Source organism: Fulvivirga sp. M361, assembly GCF_007097395.1.
GTDB lineage: Bacteria > Bacteroidota > Bacteroidia > Cytophagales > Cyclobacteriaceae > Fulvivirga.
On sequence record NZ_VKDC01000004.1, the window covers coordinates 313,655 to 328,691 of the forward strand.

14 protein-coding genes are annotated in these 15,037 nt (G+C 41.5%); 10 read left to right on the forward strand and 4 right to left on the reverse strand.

Annotated features, from left to right (window positions below; translation table 11 throughout):
• Positions 1–18 precede the first annotated feature (18 nt).
• From FNH22_RS04935 to FNH22_RS04955, 5 genes are all read left to right on the forward strand, one after another.
• Entirely contained in the window at positions 19–2,451 is a 2,433-nt protein-coding gene (locus tag FNH22_RS04935) for a TonB-dependent receptor domain-containing protein (RefSeq protein WP_143397225.1), read from the forward strand.
• Between the two features lie 89 nt (positions 2,452–2,540).
• Positions 2,541–3,209: a hypothetical protein gene (locus FNH22_RS04940; RefSeq protein ID WP_143397226.1), complete on the forward strand. Its 669-nt coding sequence runs from the start codon at positions 2,541–2,543 to the stop codon at positions 3,207–3,209.
• 426 nt (positions 3,210–3,635) lie between these two features.
• Positions 3,636–4,637 carry a PD40 domain-containing protein gene (locus tag FNH22_RS04945; protein WP_143397227.1) on the forward strand — a complete coding sequence of 334 codons (1,002 nt, stop codon included), beginning with the start codon at positions 3,636–3,638 and terminating at the stop codon, positions 4,635–4,637.
• Positions 4,630–5,364 (forward strand): serine O-acetyltransferase, encoded by a 735-nt coding sequence (gene cysE / locus FNH22_RS04950; protein ID WP_143397228.1) that lies wholly within the window; start codon positions 4,630–4,632, stop codon positions 5,362–5,364. The genes FNH22_RS04945 and cysE overlap by 8 nt, the downstream gene beginning before the upstream one ends.
• Before the next feature lie 404 nt (positions 5,365–5,768).
• Entirely contained in the window at positions 5,769–6,317 is a 549-nt protein-coding gene (locus FNH22_RS04955) for an AAA family ATPase (RefSeq protein WP_143397229.1), read from the forward strand.
• A 65-nt stretch (positions 6,318–6,382) separates the two neighbouring features.
• On the opposite strand, the gene FNH22_RS04960 is transcribed toward FNH22_RS04955, so the two are convergent.
• The gene (locus FNH22_RS04960) at positions 6,383–6,859 is read right to left on the reverse strand and encodes a hypothetical protein (protein WP_143397230.1); all 477 of its coding nucleotides are present in this window, start codon (positions 6,857–6,859) and stop codon (positions 6,383–6,385) included.
• Positions 6,828–7,175: a hypothetical protein gene (locus FNH22_RS04965; protein ID WP_143397231.1), complete on the reverse strand. Its 348-nt coding sequence runs from the start codon at positions 7,173–7,175 to the stop codon at positions 6,828–6,830. The genes FNH22_RS04960 and FNH22_RS04965 overlap by 32 nt, the downstream gene beginning before the upstream one ends.
• Positions 7,176–7,671: 496 nt before the next feature.
• Here FNH22_RS04965 and FNH22_RS04970 point away from each other — a divergent pair, with 496 nt between their 5' ends.
• Both FNH22_RS04970 and FNH22_RS04975 read left to right on the forward strand, forming a co-directional pair.
• The gene (locus FNH22_RS04970) at positions 7,672–8,253 is read left to right on the forward strand and encodes a Crp/Fnr family transcriptional regulator (RefSeq protein ID WP_143397232.1); all 582 of its coding nucleotides are present in this window, start codon (positions 7,672–7,674) and stop codon (positions 8,251–8,253) included.
• Positions 8,254–8,370: 117 nt separating this feature from the next.
• Positions 8,371–8,745 carry a VOC family protein gene (locus FNH22_RS04975; protein WP_143397233.1) on the forward strand — a complete coding sequence of 125 codons (375 nt, stop codon included), beginning with the start codon at positions 8,371–8,373 and terminating at the stop codon, positions 8,743–8,745.
• A gap of 8 nt (positions 8,746–8,753) precedes the next feature.
• Here FNH22_RS04975 and FNH22_RS04980 read toward each other — a convergent pair whose 3' ends face one another.
• Both FNH22_RS04980 and FNH22_RS04985 read right to left on the reverse strand, forming a co-directional pair.
• Positions 8,754–10,127 carry a Gfo/Idh/MocA family oxidoreductase gene (locus FNH22_RS04980; protein WP_143397234.1) on the reverse strand — a complete coding sequence of 458 codons (1,374 nt, stop codon included), beginning with the start codon at positions 10,125–10,127 and terminating at the stop codon, positions 8,754–8,756.
• A 39-nt stretch (positions 10,128–10,166) separates the two neighbouring features.
• Positions 10,167–11,048: an FAD:protein FMN transferase gene (locus FNH22_RS04985; protein WP_143397235.1), complete on the reverse strand. Its 882-nt coding sequence runs from the start codon at positions 11,046–11,048 to the stop codon at positions 10,167–10,169.
• Between the two features lie 355 nt (positions 11,049–11,403).
• Between FNH22_RS04985 and FNH22_RS04990 the strand changes: the two genes are divergently transcribed.
• From FNH22_RS04990 to FNH22_RS05000, 3 genes are all read left to right on the forward strand, one after another.
• On the forward strand, positions 11,404–12,396 hold the full coding sequence (locus FNH22_RS04990; protein ID WP_143397236.1) for a sugar phosphate isomerase/epimerase: 993 nt from the start codon (positions 11,404–11,406) through the stop codon (positions 12,394–12,396).
• Between the two features lie 25 nt (positions 12,397–12,421).
• The gene (locus tag FNH22_RS04995) at positions 12,422–13,627 is read left to right on the forward strand and encodes a nucleoside permease (protein ID WP_143397237.1); all 1,206 of its coding nucleotides are present in this window, start codon (positions 12,422–12,424) and stop codon (positions 13,625–13,627) included.
• Positions 13,628–13,688: 61 nt separating this feature from the next.
• The gene (locus FNH22_RS05000; protein WP_143397238.1) at positions 13,689–14,951 is read left to right on the forward strand and encodes a DUF418 domain-containing protein; all 1,263 of its coding nucleotides are present in this window, start codon (positions 13,689–13,691) and stop codon (positions 14,949–14,951) included.
• The last annotated feature ends 86 nt before the right edge of the window (positions 14,952–15,037 follow it).

Genomic DNA, 15,037 nt, shown 5'->3' on the forward strand with positions numbered 1-15,037 from the left:
TTGCAACTTTGTTGCATAATGCTTTTAAAGTCTTTACCCTTTCTTTTATCTCTGGGCCTTCTAACGGGTTATGCTAACTCATATGGTCAGGCTAAAAATTGTGCCAAAAACTGCACTTGTACCGTATCTGGTGAAATTGTGGATGCAACAACAGGAGAAGCTGTCGCTTTTGCTACTGTAAAAATCATAGATAGTGACAAAGGAGTATTATCTAATGCCGAAGGGCATTTTGAGATCAGGGGTTTATGTGTGACTGAGGTAGACATTGAGGTATCTCACATTGGCTACAAGCGTATTATGCATCACCATGACATTTACCATCCGCGGCTGCAAGTGCAGTTGGCTGCTGACGAAGTAGTACTGGAAAGTATTATTGTAGAAGGGGAAAGTACAGGCGCCGGTCTGCTCTCACTGGCAGAGGTAGCACTGGAAGGAAAAAAACTGGATGAAGTAAAAAACAAGTCATTAGGAGATGCACTGGCCACTTTAAGCGGGGTTAGTACGCTAAAAACAGGGCAGAACATAGTGAAGCCCGTAGTCCACGGACTGCATAGTAATCGTGTATTGATCATCAACAATGGGGTGCGCCACGAATTCCAAAATTGGGGTGCGGAACATGCCCCTGAAATAGATCCTTCTCTGGTGGATAAGCTCAGTGTGGTGAAAGGCGCAGCCACAGTACGTTATGGGCCTGATGCATTGGGCGGCGTGATACTGATAGATGCGCCACCCCTGGAGTTACATGAAGACTGGAATGGAGAAGTTAGTCTTTCGGGAAACACCAATGGCAGATCAGGTGAAGGTAGTGTAGAGTTACATAAAGGTTTTGACCGGACTGCTTTTTTTGGTCAGGCTTCCTGGATACAGCAAGGTGACTTATCCGCTCCTGACTATCAACTCACCAATACAGGGAAAAAAGAATGGAGCGCTGCTGCAGGTGCACGTTATCATTGGCCTCATGTAGATTTGAATGTTTACTATTCTCATTTTAACCAGGAACTGGGCATTCTCAGGGCTTCCGTTTCCGGCAATTTAGTGGATCTTGCGAACAGCATCGAAAGCGAAATACCTCCTAATACACGACCTTTTTCCTATGATATCAATAATCCAAGACAGACCGTAGAGCATGACCTGTTTAAATTGCAAGGCAAATGGAATGGTGATCATCAGTCTTTGGATGTTCAGTACGCATTTCAATTGAATAAACGGAAGGAGTTTGACGTACGCCGCGGGGCAAATAACCAACGTCCGGGCATTGACCTGGAACTAATCAGTCATATCCTGGAGGCAGACTGGAAGCATGCCAACTTCAAAAGGTGGGAAGGTAATATAGGTGTACAAGCTATTTATCAAGATAATAACAACCAGCCTGGCACTAACACAGTGCCTTTTATTCCAAACTATAATGTCCTGCGGTTAGGAGCTTATTTGATAGAATCACTTCCTATAGGGAACAACTGGGTAGAAGTCGGTTTACGCTATGACTATCAAAACTTTTCTGTAGTAGGCCGTGAACCTGATAACAGTGTATACAAAAATGAGCTGACCTACCAAAATGCCTCATTTACCACAGGCTATCGATGGAAGTTCAGCAAGTCTAAAAGTTTTAGAACGAATCTAGGAACAGCATGGAGAGCTCCCAACGTTTCAGAACTATACAGTTTTGGCCGGCACCAATCTTCCATTGACTATGGGTTGCTACGTTATAGTATTAGCGAAGCAAATCTGGTAACAACGGATGATATCCTTACAGAAGAAGAACGTCCGGTTCCTTCAGAAATTGGTGTTAAATGGGTGAACACATACCAGTGGAAGAATAAATTCATTGACGCGGAAGTTACCGCTTATGTTAACTATATTGATAATTACATTTATTCGCGACCCGGCGGTATCACGCAAACGGTACGTGGTGCTTTTCCTTTCTTTCTATTTGATCAAGCTGATGCACTATTTTTTGGATTGGATGTAAGCAGCACCATCAAACATAGTGGTAAGTGGAAATCTGAGTTTAACGGAAATTATTTATGGGCACGAGATATAGAAAATAATGACAATTTTGTAGCATTACCTCCAGTCAACCTTGCTTACCGAATCTCATTTAATACCAGGAAATTGGGTCCTTTTCGATCCTCAGAGTTTACGCTGGATCTGGGGTATACATTTCAACAGTTTCAGGCACCCAGAACTATTTCTGTCCGAACGCTACTGGAGGCAAAAAGCGATGACATTAATATTTTTGCTGAAAACGCCGCTGATTTTGATTTTATCGACCCTCCTGACGGGTATTTTTTAGCAGGGTTTTTATGGCGTTCTACCATTGGCCCTGTCAATACATTGCTACGTATTGATAATCTATTGAATGTCAATTATAGAAACTATACCGATCGCCTTCGTTACTTTGCTGACGATGCAGGTATCAATGTAGGCTTAACCCTTTCCTATGCGTTCTGATGCTTGATTTAAATCATACTTTTCTTGTAACACTATTGTATTGTTCTTATACTTGTACTTGCAACAATATTGCATTAATCTAAACAAACATGAAACACATTAACTATTTCCTAAGTCTTTTAAGCCTCCTGAGTTTGGCTACATTATTCAGCTGTAGTGACGATGACCCCCCTTCTGCCGAAAATGAAGAAGAAATCATTGATCTGGTGAAGCTGACCTTTACACCGGCAGGAACCGGAACACCCATAGTTGTTGAAGCTAAAGATGATGACGGAGAAGGTCCCGGAGATTTTGAGCTTGACCCTATCAATTTGGCGGCAGGTGTGATATACACACTAACTATTGAGGTCAGAAATGAAGAGGAGGGTGAAGACATTACAGAAGAAATAAAGGGAGAAGCTACGGCGCATCAGTTCTTCTTCGCCTGGACAGGCCAGATCTTTGAGAATCCTAACGGATTGGGTAACTACGCTGATGACGGCCAGAGTCAAGGGCCATATGGGAATGAAGGAGGTTCAGTATTATACGCCGATGAAGAAACAGACCTTCAATTCGAACCGGATGAAGATGGAGTAGTTCCACGGGATAATGTTCCTGTAGGTTTGACTACCACCTGGGAAACTATAGAAACACCACCCATGGATGCACAACAGTTCAGAGTAGTATTATTACATCAGCCCGGATTAAAAACGGCTACTTCCGATTCTTCCATTGGAGATCCTGATGTAGACCTTACGTTCAGTATTACTATACAATAAACTCATGTCATAACGACCTATTCAGATGAGATCAGGTTGTCGGACATCGTAAAGAGTCATCGGGATTTTCCGATGGCTTTGTTTGTCTAAAAGTGTTATCAAAATAGTGTTAAAGTAGTTCTATCACTATCTTTAACTACAAAAATAGGTGAAAACCAAACCGTTGGTATGCACCGTCGTTTAACTATCTGTACTGAGGAAATCATTATTCGGTAAAAGTAATACTGATAACTTCCTCCAAAATGGGTTTAGGTTGAATGTTATCAGGGAGGCCATTCTAAGAATGGCCTCCGATTTTTTAAAGTAATATGACGCAGGCTGTATTTAAACGGTTAATATCAGTTTGCCAATAACTGAATCTGTTTATTTTTAGTATCTTATAAAAGAACCAATATATTTGATGGTAAGGCAAGGAATAAACAAAAAATGAAGTATATACCTCTTATCCCTATCATTACGCTTTTTCTGGCTTCTTGTGACAGACCTAAACAGCCGGACGCATTGCATGATCAAAACACCACTGAAAACCTGGAAATAGCTCTTGACTATACGCCGGAGATGGTCGGCCCAGGCATTATTTCAAGAAGTTCATTTGAAGGACATGCCAGCATTACACCAAATGGAGATGAAATATATTTTGCTGTTTATTCAAATGATCACGGCTACAGTACCATAGCCTACTCTGCTAAAAAAGAAAATAAATGGTCTGAGCCGGAGATCGTAAGCTTCTCAGGGCGTTACAGCGATGGATCTCCGGCATTATCACCTGATGGTAAAACACTCTACTTTAGTTCCAGACGGCCAATAAATGGAGACGTTATTAACACGAGCAATGATCTCTGGTACGCTAAAAGAAATGTAGATAGCAAATGGGCTGCTCCTCAACGATTGAAAGGAAAAATCAATACACCTTACAACGAGTTTTCGCCCTCTGTTGATCAGAAAGGGAACTTATACTTTTGCTCAAACCGACCTGATGGGTATGGCGACATGGATATTTATTATGCAGAATATATTGATGGAAAGTACGGGGACCCTATACTTCTTAATGATTCCGTTAACTCTCAGTATCACGAAGGGAACGTGGGAATTTCGCCTGATGGAAAGGTGCTTTATTTGATGGTCCAACATAAGCCGGGAGACCTGGGTTATGATGATATTCATTACGCGGTAATGAAAGGTGACACCTGGAGTAAGGCTAAAAATATTGGCCCAATAGTAAATACTCCGACGTATGACTTCTCACCAAAAATATCTCCGGATGGTAAGATACTCTATTTTTCCAGTCGTATAAACAGAGATTACAATGCCCCTCATATCGCTTATACTTACAACTCTTTTCAAAAGCATTTAAATTCTCCTTTAAATGGATTGGGGAATATTTACCGGGTAGAGTTGAGTTCATTGAATTTGGAACTGGATGAGTAGTATTTGGGGAAAGATAAAGACTGAAGTAACGGATGTATCAGATTTCATAGGCCAAAAGCTAGCTAAAGAATTTATCTCAAATAGTAGTTCTTTAGAGGACGCTCTTATAAAACTCCTTGCCGGGAAACTGTCAGATGATCAGTTTGAAGCACATGAACTCATCCCCTCGCTCAGGACTGCTTTTTACAAAAATAAAACCTTATCAAAGATCATTGAACAAGATCTCGTTGCCTACTTTGAAAGAGACTTTGCATGTAAATATTATGTGGAAGTACTGTTTTTCTTTACCGGGTTTCAGGCTTTGGAAGCTTTCAGGATTGCGCATGAGCTGTGGAGTGAGAAAAGTGATTTTACCGCCAGGTGGATACACAAACGTGTAAGCGAAGTATATAGCGTTGATATACATCCGGCTGCTGATATTGGTTCAGGGTTAGTAATAGATCATGGCATAGGAGTGGTGATTGGGGAAACATGTAAAATAGGAAATAATGTGTTTATTTTTCATAACGTCACCCTGGGTGGAACTGGAAGGTCCGATGGCGCCAGGCATCCCGAAATAGGCTCTAATGTGGTGATTGGAACTGGTGCAACAATCCTCGGTAACATTAAGATTGGTGAAAACTCAGTGATAGCAGCGGGAGCTGTGGTGCTAAATGATGTGCCTGAAAATACTACCGTAGCAGGAGTACCCGCAAAACATATAGGTAAAGCCAATAAAATTCAATGACAAACAGACACCTCCACTAAGAACTATTCCATTGCCAAACAGCTCTTCATACATTCGTCGCTATAAATCTACAATACTTGCAGCTAAGTCGGCCGTCATAGTATCCTGATCTCGATTCAGATTGATTTCCGCAATATCATACTTTTAGTCGCCAACAGGAATTGAAATGCTTCTGATGGCAAATAAGGTGTAACAAGGCTTTGAAAAGTCTCGTTTTCAGTTCAAATTAACATTAAAAAATTCATCAAAAACCCGCGTGGAAAATACTATACACTCGATGCAAAATATAGTTTGGAATGCATTACGAACTGCTAAATGCGCTCCGGAGGTTAAGGCCAAACCTCTAAGACCTATTTGGAATACGTAATATGTAAGTGTAACATCAAGAATTTCACAAAGAAAAAATGAAGATAACAATATTTGGCGCATCGGGTTCGGGAACTACTACCTTAGCCAGGTCTTTATCGCAACGATTGGGTTGGGTCCATTTGGACGCTGATGATTATTACTGGGCAAAAACAGACATCCCTTTCCAAAATAAGCAGCCGAAAGAGGTGAGGAATGAAAATTTGAAAAGAGATTTTGAAGTCACTGAAAATGTAATAGTGAGCGGCTCTTTAGTGACATGGAGTGAATACTGGAATAGTGCGTTTGATTTAGGAGTGTTACTAAGGTTACCTCATAAAATCAGGATGGAAAGGTTAAGAAATAGAGAAAAGAAAAGGTATAGCGAAAAACTAAAAAGTGATATCGAAATCAAAAACAAATATGAAGCATTCATAGCATGGGCAGCGAAATATGATGACACATCGTTTAATGGGAGAAGTATCACTCAACATAAAAACTGGATCAAATTACTTACCTGTGAAACGATAGAAATAGAAGGGGATCTAACAACTGATGCAAGAATCAATATAGTCATTGAAAAAATAAAAAATACCTACAACATTTAAGCGTGCAGGTATTGCCTGAACCTGGTTGTTTAGTTTAAAAAAAGAAGCAGGTCAGGTTGATCAAATTAAGATTCTATGGTAACGCTTACATTGCCTGCCCCGGAAGAAAAGGCCGCAAACAAATGAAAGCCGCCAAGTGGCGCGGTGCTATTATACGCCAGCAGGTAAAAAGAGCCTTCATAATCCGCATCACCCTCTTCATAATCACCTACAAAACTATACACACTGGTACAACTGGTGGACGAAGCAGTAATGTCCCAGGACTCAAAATAGGGGCCCGCTGAATAACCGGTCGTTGTACATTTAACGTACAGTGTGTGATATATTCCAAAAGACTTATACTCGGCTATTGCATCGATAGTCTGAAGCCCGGGGCCAGGTGTAAAACTGGAGTTAGAATCCGTATCCGTAGCATAATTTGCCGGAGGGCAGTATGCCGTTGTTCGTGCGTTGTTAATATCGGAATTTTCACTTAACAAGGCCAATACGTCATCATAAATACTGAACTTTTTAATATGCTTTACCGGTAACCAGATCTTCATACAGGTTATTATACATTTCATTTGAGGCTAAAACTGTCTCAGATGTCAGATCAACCTTTATTAAATGGTCTCCAATTTTCACCATATGGTCTTTGTTGAGCACGGTGGCCATAATCCCGTATTCATCGGCGACGGATGCATCTATTGTCAGATCCAACGCTGCCATATAAGCTTCAAAGTCACTGATCGAATGAAACGTAAGTAAGTCCGGGGCTACAGGGGTGATATCATCTACACCGGTGGCATTTTCTTCCGTACAGGAAAACTGGCCCAGGTATAGCATACATAGTAAAAAAAACGTGAGTGAATTTTTCATAATTTTCATTGTTAGAGATTGTTGGTTGTACGACCCGGTTTTTTAGGGAGCTTTGGATCTTTTTCTCCTATAAATTAACCTGTCTCTTTTTATAAATACAGCGGATCAAAAGTGATTAACCTATGGGTGTAATATTTCGCGATTTTAATCACTTTGCAATCTACAATACATTGATAATCAATAATATATGAATTATTAATTCAATTTCAATACACAAATTTCTATAACATTAATTATGATTAATTCATATTAAAATATTGTTAATTTTATTCAATAAAGATGGTGCGCTTAAGAGCAAAATCTAGTTTCAACTCATGGGTCTGAGCATAGCCAAATGTATGATCTTTGTTGAATAGGCAACCCGGCTTGGCAACAGGTATGAATATCATCATGTTTAGCGATACCACATCTACGATTTGATCAAATAAAAGTATAGATCAGCCTGGCCGGTCAGCCCATAAAAATGAGTTTATCAAAATAGAATGAACGTTCAGGTATGCAATTAAATGAACTGACAGCAAGCTTTGCAGCGTATTGGCCATTGGATGAACAAGCCATTACAGCCCTTGAGGATTGCGTAGTTAGCAAAGCAATAAAGAGAAAAGAATATATTTTAAGGGCTGGTGAAGCATGTGATCATTTCACCTTTGTGGTCAGGGGGTGCTTCAAAATGTATAAAGTAGATGACGGTGGCAACCAGCATAATCTTCAGTTTGCTACTGAAAACCATTGGATAGCTGATTACGGAAGTTTCTATGGGGAGGAGCCAAGTGAATTATGCATTGAAGCGCTGGAGGCTTCAGATATCCGGCAGATCCCAAGAAATAATTTGTTTTACCTGTATGATAACTTTCCTGTTTTTGACAGGAATTTCAGGATCATTATTGAAAACACCTTCATAGAACAGCAAAAACGAGTGTTACAAACAATCAGCTCCACTGCAGAAGAGCGGTATTTATACTTCCTGGAAAAATACCCGGAGTTAGCCCACCGTGTTTCCAATGTACAAATCGCCTCTTATATCGGTGTGACACCTGAATTTCTGAGCACAATACGAAGAAAAATAGCTCTCAAATAAGGACACATCAGGCATCTGCCAACGTAATTTCTTAAACTATCTTATAGGTAGAACATTTTTGAGTTTTCCACCTTTGTAAGCAAAAGGAAAAAGAAAGTTTTAATTTAAATCCGGATCATGGCAAAAACATTTCAAGGACTAAGAACAACCATATATCGCGTAAGCGACCTTCCTAAAGCGACTGCCTGGTACGCAGAAATATTTGAAACAGCACCTTACTTTAACGACACTTTCTATGTGGGATTTAACATTGCCGGTTACGAACTAGGTCTGATTGCCGATGAGGCGGATGATGTAGAAAAAACGGGAAATGTACTTACCTACTGGGGAGTAGAAGATGTTCAAAGCATATATAACAAACTTCTGTCTGCCGGCGCCGTCGACTACGAAAAACCTCACAACGTAGGAGGCGAGATCATGGTTGGTGCCGTCAAAGACCCATGGGGAAATGCATTGGGGATCATTTACAATCCACACTTCGCCCTTGAATAAGGGTATTTCTAAACTTCATATTCCGAAGGTTTTATTTTGATCTTAGCCCCGCCATTATTGATAGCTTCGTGTATTTTGTAAATACAAACTTCACTTTTGTATGATTCAATGGCCGTGTAATTAAGCGTTTCTTCCCCCCGGACAGACTCAATGAAATTGTAAAGATGGGCAGTATGGGCCCTCATGTTATAGACTTTGTCCATATCGCCCATTTCCTTAATGTTGTAGCTAACCTGCGGAGCAGTTTCTCTGATCCCGGAATCCGCCTGGGCATTTGCTTTGTTTTGGTCTTTATACATGGTCATATCAGAGCCACGGCTCAGGTAATTCATATCTACATATTTCTGCCATTCCGAAGCATCCACCCTGGACTCACGGTAGATCTTGTTTTCTTTACCCTCTGATATGATAAATGCCCCTTTATCTCCCACAAACCTTTCAAAATTACCTACGGCACGTGAGTTCGAAATATTCTCATAAATGCCTATTGATTTACCTTTTGGAGTGTCGTACTCTAAGATAGCCGCCATAGTATCAGCCTGCTCATACCCATGGTATGAATTGTTACCGGTAGCATACACCGTGTGCGGAAAAGCATCCAGAAACCAGTTGAAAATATCAATCTGATGAGAGCCAAGATCGGAAACTACGCCTCCGCCCAGCTTTTTGTAATTCCGCCAGTTGTAGACCTGGTCAACGGTATCAAATCCATACTTTTTCAAAACCGCCAATTGAATATTATCCTCTTTTTTGGGCTGCTGAGTCCATATCTGAGATCTATTCCATTGCCCTATAGCATGAGTGATCCTGCCAAACACCTGCTCTTGCTTCAGAAGTTTCTGATAAGTGAACCGGTAACGGTCATTACTTCTTCTTTGACGTCCGATCTGCAACAGCTTACCGGTCTCCTTCATGGCTTCGGCCATTTTTCGGGCATCCTGTATATTATTGGACATCGCCTTTTCACAATAAACATGTAGCCCGTCCTTTAATGCATCTACAGAATGCTGCATATGCCAGAAATCCGGTGTGGCAAGTACTACCGCATCCAGCTTTTCTTTCCTTAGCATCTTATAAAAATCCTCGTACGCGCTGACCTTCGTGTTGTATTTAGCTTCAAATCTATTTTTAGCGTTTTCCCTTCTGCTTTCTATAACATCACAAACGGCCACCAGATTAGCGCCCGGGATCTTGGGAATATTTTGGAATATCATACCGTTGCCTCTACCTCCGCAACCCACAACAGCTACGTTCACTTTATCTCCTACCTGCAAAGGGTTAGCAGTGATGTGAAATGGCTTGGCCAATATCAGCCCAACTCCGGCTAAAGTGGTCTTTTTCATAAAGTCTCTTCGCCCACTATTTTCGTCGTTATTTTTCATGGTAAGTTTGGTTAGATACTATAAAATTAGCTATTCTGATCAAGAATTTGGTTCCAGCATTTTGATTTTCCCTTCCTTTGCATAAGCCACCCAACGTAACCCGTCGATCTCCTGCCATACGTCGAGAATTTCAGGTTCTGTCATCAGGAAAAATGCCGTGGAAAGCGCATCACTATAAGCCGGGTCATCGGCACACACCCAGAGTCTGTCATATAGGGGTTGAAAAGAATTCGTACCCGTTCTAGGGTCAAAGATATGTTGCCCTTGCCAATAAGTGCCCGAAGCGCTGACGCTGGTATTCATTATCTCGACCTGTACCTCATCATTTGTAGCTGCCAGTGAAAATGGCCAGGACTGATCTTCAGTACTTCTTACCAGCACTGTACTATCCCCGGCGTTTAGCTTGAAAGCTTTAACCTCCTGACGAACTAAATATTCACTCATTTCATTCAATGCAAATCCCTTTCCGATGCCCCCGAGGTCAAGATACATGCCCTGTTTTATTTTATAAACCCGGGGCTCATCAGGGTCTACATAGATACTGGCATTTTCCTTCTCTTCACGGACCTTCTGTAGTGCATGGATTACCTCTTTATCGTTGAGCAGGCCTTGCTTGCCTGCTCTGAAGATATCCATGTACTTCCCTACTCCCACGTCAAAGGCTCCGCTTGTCCATAACATCACCCGGATGGATTTTTTCAGCACCTCCCACGATTCATTTTCTATCAGCACGCTATTACCTTCTTTAAGATCGTTGATCCTGCTTATATCACTATCCGGGACAAATCGGCTCAACGTTAGCTCCAACTCGTCCATTAGCTGACATGCCTGGCCCAGGACCGAATGGATTGCTGCGGAATCAGAGTCTGCCACTTCCAATACGAACCGGGTGGCCATTGCTTCATGTTCTATGGCGTCCACGCTACAAATTACCTTTTTTTTCGTTTTTGCAATGTGAATTTTTGTTTACCGGTTTTATTCGTTGTCCAAGCTGGTTTTCAGCCCTTAAAAAACACTTCTTAGACATATCGTAACTCTCATAATATCAAATGATTACACTCAAAAAAGAGAGGGGTGTAAGAGCAATTGTTCCCTGACTAAGTGTTCAAGTGCTTTTTATTACCGGGCAGGAATGCTGTTAACTTCTCGCTGTTTTTCGTAATTTCCTTCGGATTATTTATCCGGTGAAATATATTGCCAGTTATTAACTTGCTAAAATATAAGAACTTGCAATCCTATATAAGGCAAGATCCCAACACCTTATTATGCTCGACCTATGAAAAGAAGAACTTTTAACAAAAATGCCATAGTAACAGGCCTCGGCGTCGGTTTGACCGGGCTAAAGGGGTGTACCTCATCGAATAAAAAAAGCGAAGCTCAAACCGTTGATGATATGCCATTTTTTAAATTGTCCCTTGCGCAGTGGTCCATTCATAAAATGATCCGGGAAGAAGGGCTGGACCCGTACGCATTTGCCGACAAAGCCAAAAAATGGGGTTTTGCAGGATTAGAATATGTGAGTCAATTATACCAGGATGGTCTTCAAAAAAGCTCAAGTATCAGTGTAGGTCTGCAACAGATGGTAAAGCAGTTAAAGGTCAGAAGTGATGACAATGGCCTCGAAAACCTGATCATGATGGTAGATCTGCCTCCAGGGGAGGGGGATATGGCTGTGCTCGATGAAACACTCCGGAAAAAAGCTATTGAAAATCATTTCCCTTATGTGGAAGCTACAGCTGCACTTGGATGCCATTCTATGCGCGTAAATATGTTCGGAGAGCTAGACCCTGGTAACTGGAAATCTACAGCGGTGGATGCATTAGGGGAACTTGGTGAATATGCAGCCAGCGGCAACGTGAATATCCTTATCGAAAATCATGGTTACCTCTCGTCCAATGCACCGCTACTGATGGAGGTAATTAATGAAGTAAATTTACCCAACTGTGGAACGCTGCCCGACTTTGGTAATTTTTGTTTAAAGCGCGCGGATGATCAGCGATGGGGTACTGCCTGCATAGAAGAATACGATAAGTACAAAGGCGTGGAAGAGTTAATGCCGGCTGCAAAAGCCGTAAGTGCAAAATCATATGACTTCGATGCGGATGGAAATGAAACCAGCATAGACTATCAGCGCATGCTTAAAATAGTAAAAAATGCCGGATATACGGGGTACATCGGTGTGGAGTATGAAGGAAATCGATTAAGTGAAGAAAAAGGAATAATCGCCACTAAGGAATTATTAGTTAACATCGGGAAAACACTGGCTTGACGCCAGTATCAAACTATTTGCTTCCATGACTACCAAGGTAAATATTCAACTCTCTACTATGATGTTCCTGCAGTTTTTTACGTGGGGGGCATGGTTTGTTACGATGGGTACTTTTTTAGCTACTGAGCTAAAAACGGATGCCGATGCTATAGGAGTAGCTTACATGACACAGGCCTGGGGCGCCATTGTAGCCCCATTTGTCATCGGACTTATAGCAGATCGCTTTTTTTCTGCGCAAAAACTACTTGGAGTACTTCACATTTTGGGTGCCGGATTATTATACATGGCGGGTACATCCGGGAACTTTGCCCAGTTCTATCCCTACATTTTGAGCTACATGATCGTTTATATGCCCACGTTAGCATTGGTCAATAGTGTGGCCTTCCATCAAATGACCGATCCGTCAAAGCAATTCGCAAAAGTCAGACTCTGGGGTACCATCGGCTGGATAGCAGCAGGAATGCTGATCGGATATGTTTTTCAATGGGAAGCCAAGAACATGCTTGGGTCCACCTTTATGTTAGCGGTCATTGCTTCGGGAACGTTGGGTATTTATAGCTTTTTCCTGCCGGAAACCCCTCCTTCCACAAAGAGTCAAAAGGCAAGTATCAGAGATATCCTGGGGTTAGAATCCCTTGGATTATTGAAGGATAGAAACTACCTCGTCTTTTTCCTGACATCGGTACTGATATGTATTCCGCTGGCCTTCTATTATAGTTTTGCTAACGCTTTCTTAAACGAAATTGAAATGCAAAATGCTGCTGGAAATATGACATTCGGTCAAATTTCGGAGGTGCTCTTTATGCTGCTTATTCCCATTTTCTTACGAAAGTACGGGCTTAAGATGACATTAGCCGTGGGTATGCTGGCGTGGGCATTGAGGTATGCCCTTTTCGCCTATGGCGATGTGGGGCCTTCAGTTTGGATGCTCTTTCTGGGAATCATCCTTCATGGCATCTGCTATGATTTCTTTTTTGTATCAGGTCAGATCTTTACCGATCACAAAGCAGATGACAAAATAAGAAGTGCTGCACAAGGCCTCATTACCCTGGCCACTTATGGGGTAGGCATGCTGATTGGATTCAAGACTGCGGGACTCATTGTGGATCATTACGTAGTCCCTGGTAGTCATGATTGGCAAACTATCTGGATGCTCCCCGCGGGTTTTGCTCTAGCAGTACTTATTGTATTTGCCTTCACTTTTAAGAATGAACAGATAAAAACCAAATGATCTTACTTTTCAAGAAAATGAAACGCCATTATACTGCCCTATTCTTTCCGTTTTAATTTCAGTGCAACAAATACCACAACCCACTCAGCCGTTCGAACGTATCGGCTCACTTGATTTTCTGAGAGGTGTAGCCCTGTTGGGGATACTGATTATTAACATTGAAAGCTTTACCTATCCTGATCCCTGGAGTCCCTATAAATATGGTTTCTGGGACCCTTGGGACCACAATACCCGATTTTGGGTTTACTTTCTGGCACAAGGTAAGTTCTTCAGTATGTTCACTCTGTTGTTTGGTGCAAGTTTTTACATTTTTTTAGAGCGGCTGGAACAAAAAGGGATTGGTCTGAAAGCATTGGATATCTACGCCCGGCGATTATTATGGCTGTTCATTTTTGGGGCTGCTCATGCGTACCTACTCTGGGATGGAGATGTACTCTATCACTATGCCGTATGCGGATTTTTGTTATTCCCGTTTCGCTCTTTTACGATCCGTTCACTTCTTTTGATACTGCTCATCCCGATTGCCACCCTACTGCTTAATTCTTATAACAGGGTGACTGCCACACAAAAACAGTATGCAGAATTTATACAAGCCAGTAAAATAAAAGAAGGACAACAAACGGATGAAACTATGAAAAAGATCCAGCGTTGGGAAAGTAGGACAAAAAAGAAAAGCGCCTTAGATTCAGAGGTACAGGTGCCCAGGAAAACATATTTCCAGAGTGTTCTTACCAATGCTGAACATACTAAAGTGCACAAGGGGGCGGTCCTGTATCAAGGCATTTTATTCCGAACCCTGATCATGATGATCCTGGGAATTATACTCTACAAGTCAGGAATATTTCTTAACTATCAGTCTGTCAAATACTACTGGCCCATTGCCATCACCTTGCTGTTAGTAGCGCTCGTAATCAATTATACCAGGTACTATCATTGGAGTTTTGAGTATTTCCATCCGGTGAAAAGTATTTGGAAGAGTTGGTTATTTACCTTTCCTAAAGAATTATCAGGACTTGCCTATGTACTTGTTTTGAACGGTCTTTATCAAAAGTATCTGGCATCGGTAAAACTCAAATTAATATCCAATATAGGTCGGATGGCACTGACCAATTACATCATGCAAAGTATGATTTGCGGGTTCATATTTTATGGTTATGGCCTGGGCAGGTACAATCATTATTCCAGGTTTGAACTTTTATCCATAGTGGCGATCATCTGGTGCCTACAGCTTTTTCTAAGCTGGTGGTGGCTGAAAAAGTTTCGGCAAGGACCGCTGGAATGGTGTTGGAGGAAACTTACTTACGGTAATATTCAGCAGGTTTAAGACCTTATGCACCTGGTACAACATGTTTTTTAACATATTGATCTGAAATACACCTGCTGACAAGGGCATTGATAAAACTTATACCC

Excerpts from the sequence above, each read along its gene's own strand:
- FNH22_RS04945 (WP_143397227.1), top strand. The coding sequence starts at position 3,636 with ATGAAGTATATACCTCTTATCCCTATCATTACGCTTTTTCTGGCTTCT.
- FNH22_RS04980 (WP_143397234.1), bottom strand. The coding sequence starts at position 10,127 with ATGAAAAATAACGACGAAAATAGTGGGCGAAGAGACTTTATGAAAAAG.
- FNH22_RS04990 (WP_143397236.1), top strand. The coding sequence starts at position 11,404 with ATGAAAAGAAGAACTTTTAACAAAAATGCCATAGTAACAGGCCTCGGC.
- FNH22_RS04975 (WP_143397233.1), top strand. The coding sequence starts at position 8,371 with ATGGCAAAAACATTTCAAGGACTAAGAACAACCATATATCGCGTAAGC.
- FNH22_RS04935 (WP_143397225.1), top strand. The coding sequence starts at position 19 with ATGCTTTTAAAGTCTTTACCCTTTCTTTTATCTCTGGGCCTTCTAACG.
- FNH22_RS04995 (WP_143397237.1), top strand. The coding sequence starts at position 12,422 with ATGACTACCAAGGTAAATATTCAACTCTCTACTATGATGTTCCTGCAG.
- FNH22_RS04940 (WP_143397226.1), top strand. The coding sequence starts at position 2,541 with ATGAAACACATTAACTATTTCCTAAGTCTTTTAAGCCTCCTGAGTTTG.
- FNH22_RS04955 (WP_143397229.1), top strand. The coding sequence starts at position 5,769 with ATGAAGATAACAATATTTGGCGCATCGGGTTCGGGAACTACTACCTTA.
- FNH22_RS04965 (WP_143397231.1), bottom strand. The coding sequence starts at position 7,175 with ATGAAAAATTCACTCACGTTTTTTTTACTATGTATGCTATACCTGGGC.
- cysE (WP_143397228.1), top strand. The coding sequence starts at position 4,630 with ATGAGTAGTATTTGGGGAAAGATAAAGACTGAAGTAACGGATGTATCA.
- FNH22_RS04970 (WP_143397232.1), top strand. The coding sequence starts at position 7,672 with ATGCAATTAAATGAACTGACAGCAAGCTTTGCAGCGTATTGGCCATTG.
- FNH22_RS04960 (WP_143397230.1), bottom strand. The coding sequence starts at position 6,859 with ATGAAGATCTGGTTACCGGTAAAGCATATTAAAAAGTTCAGTATTTAT.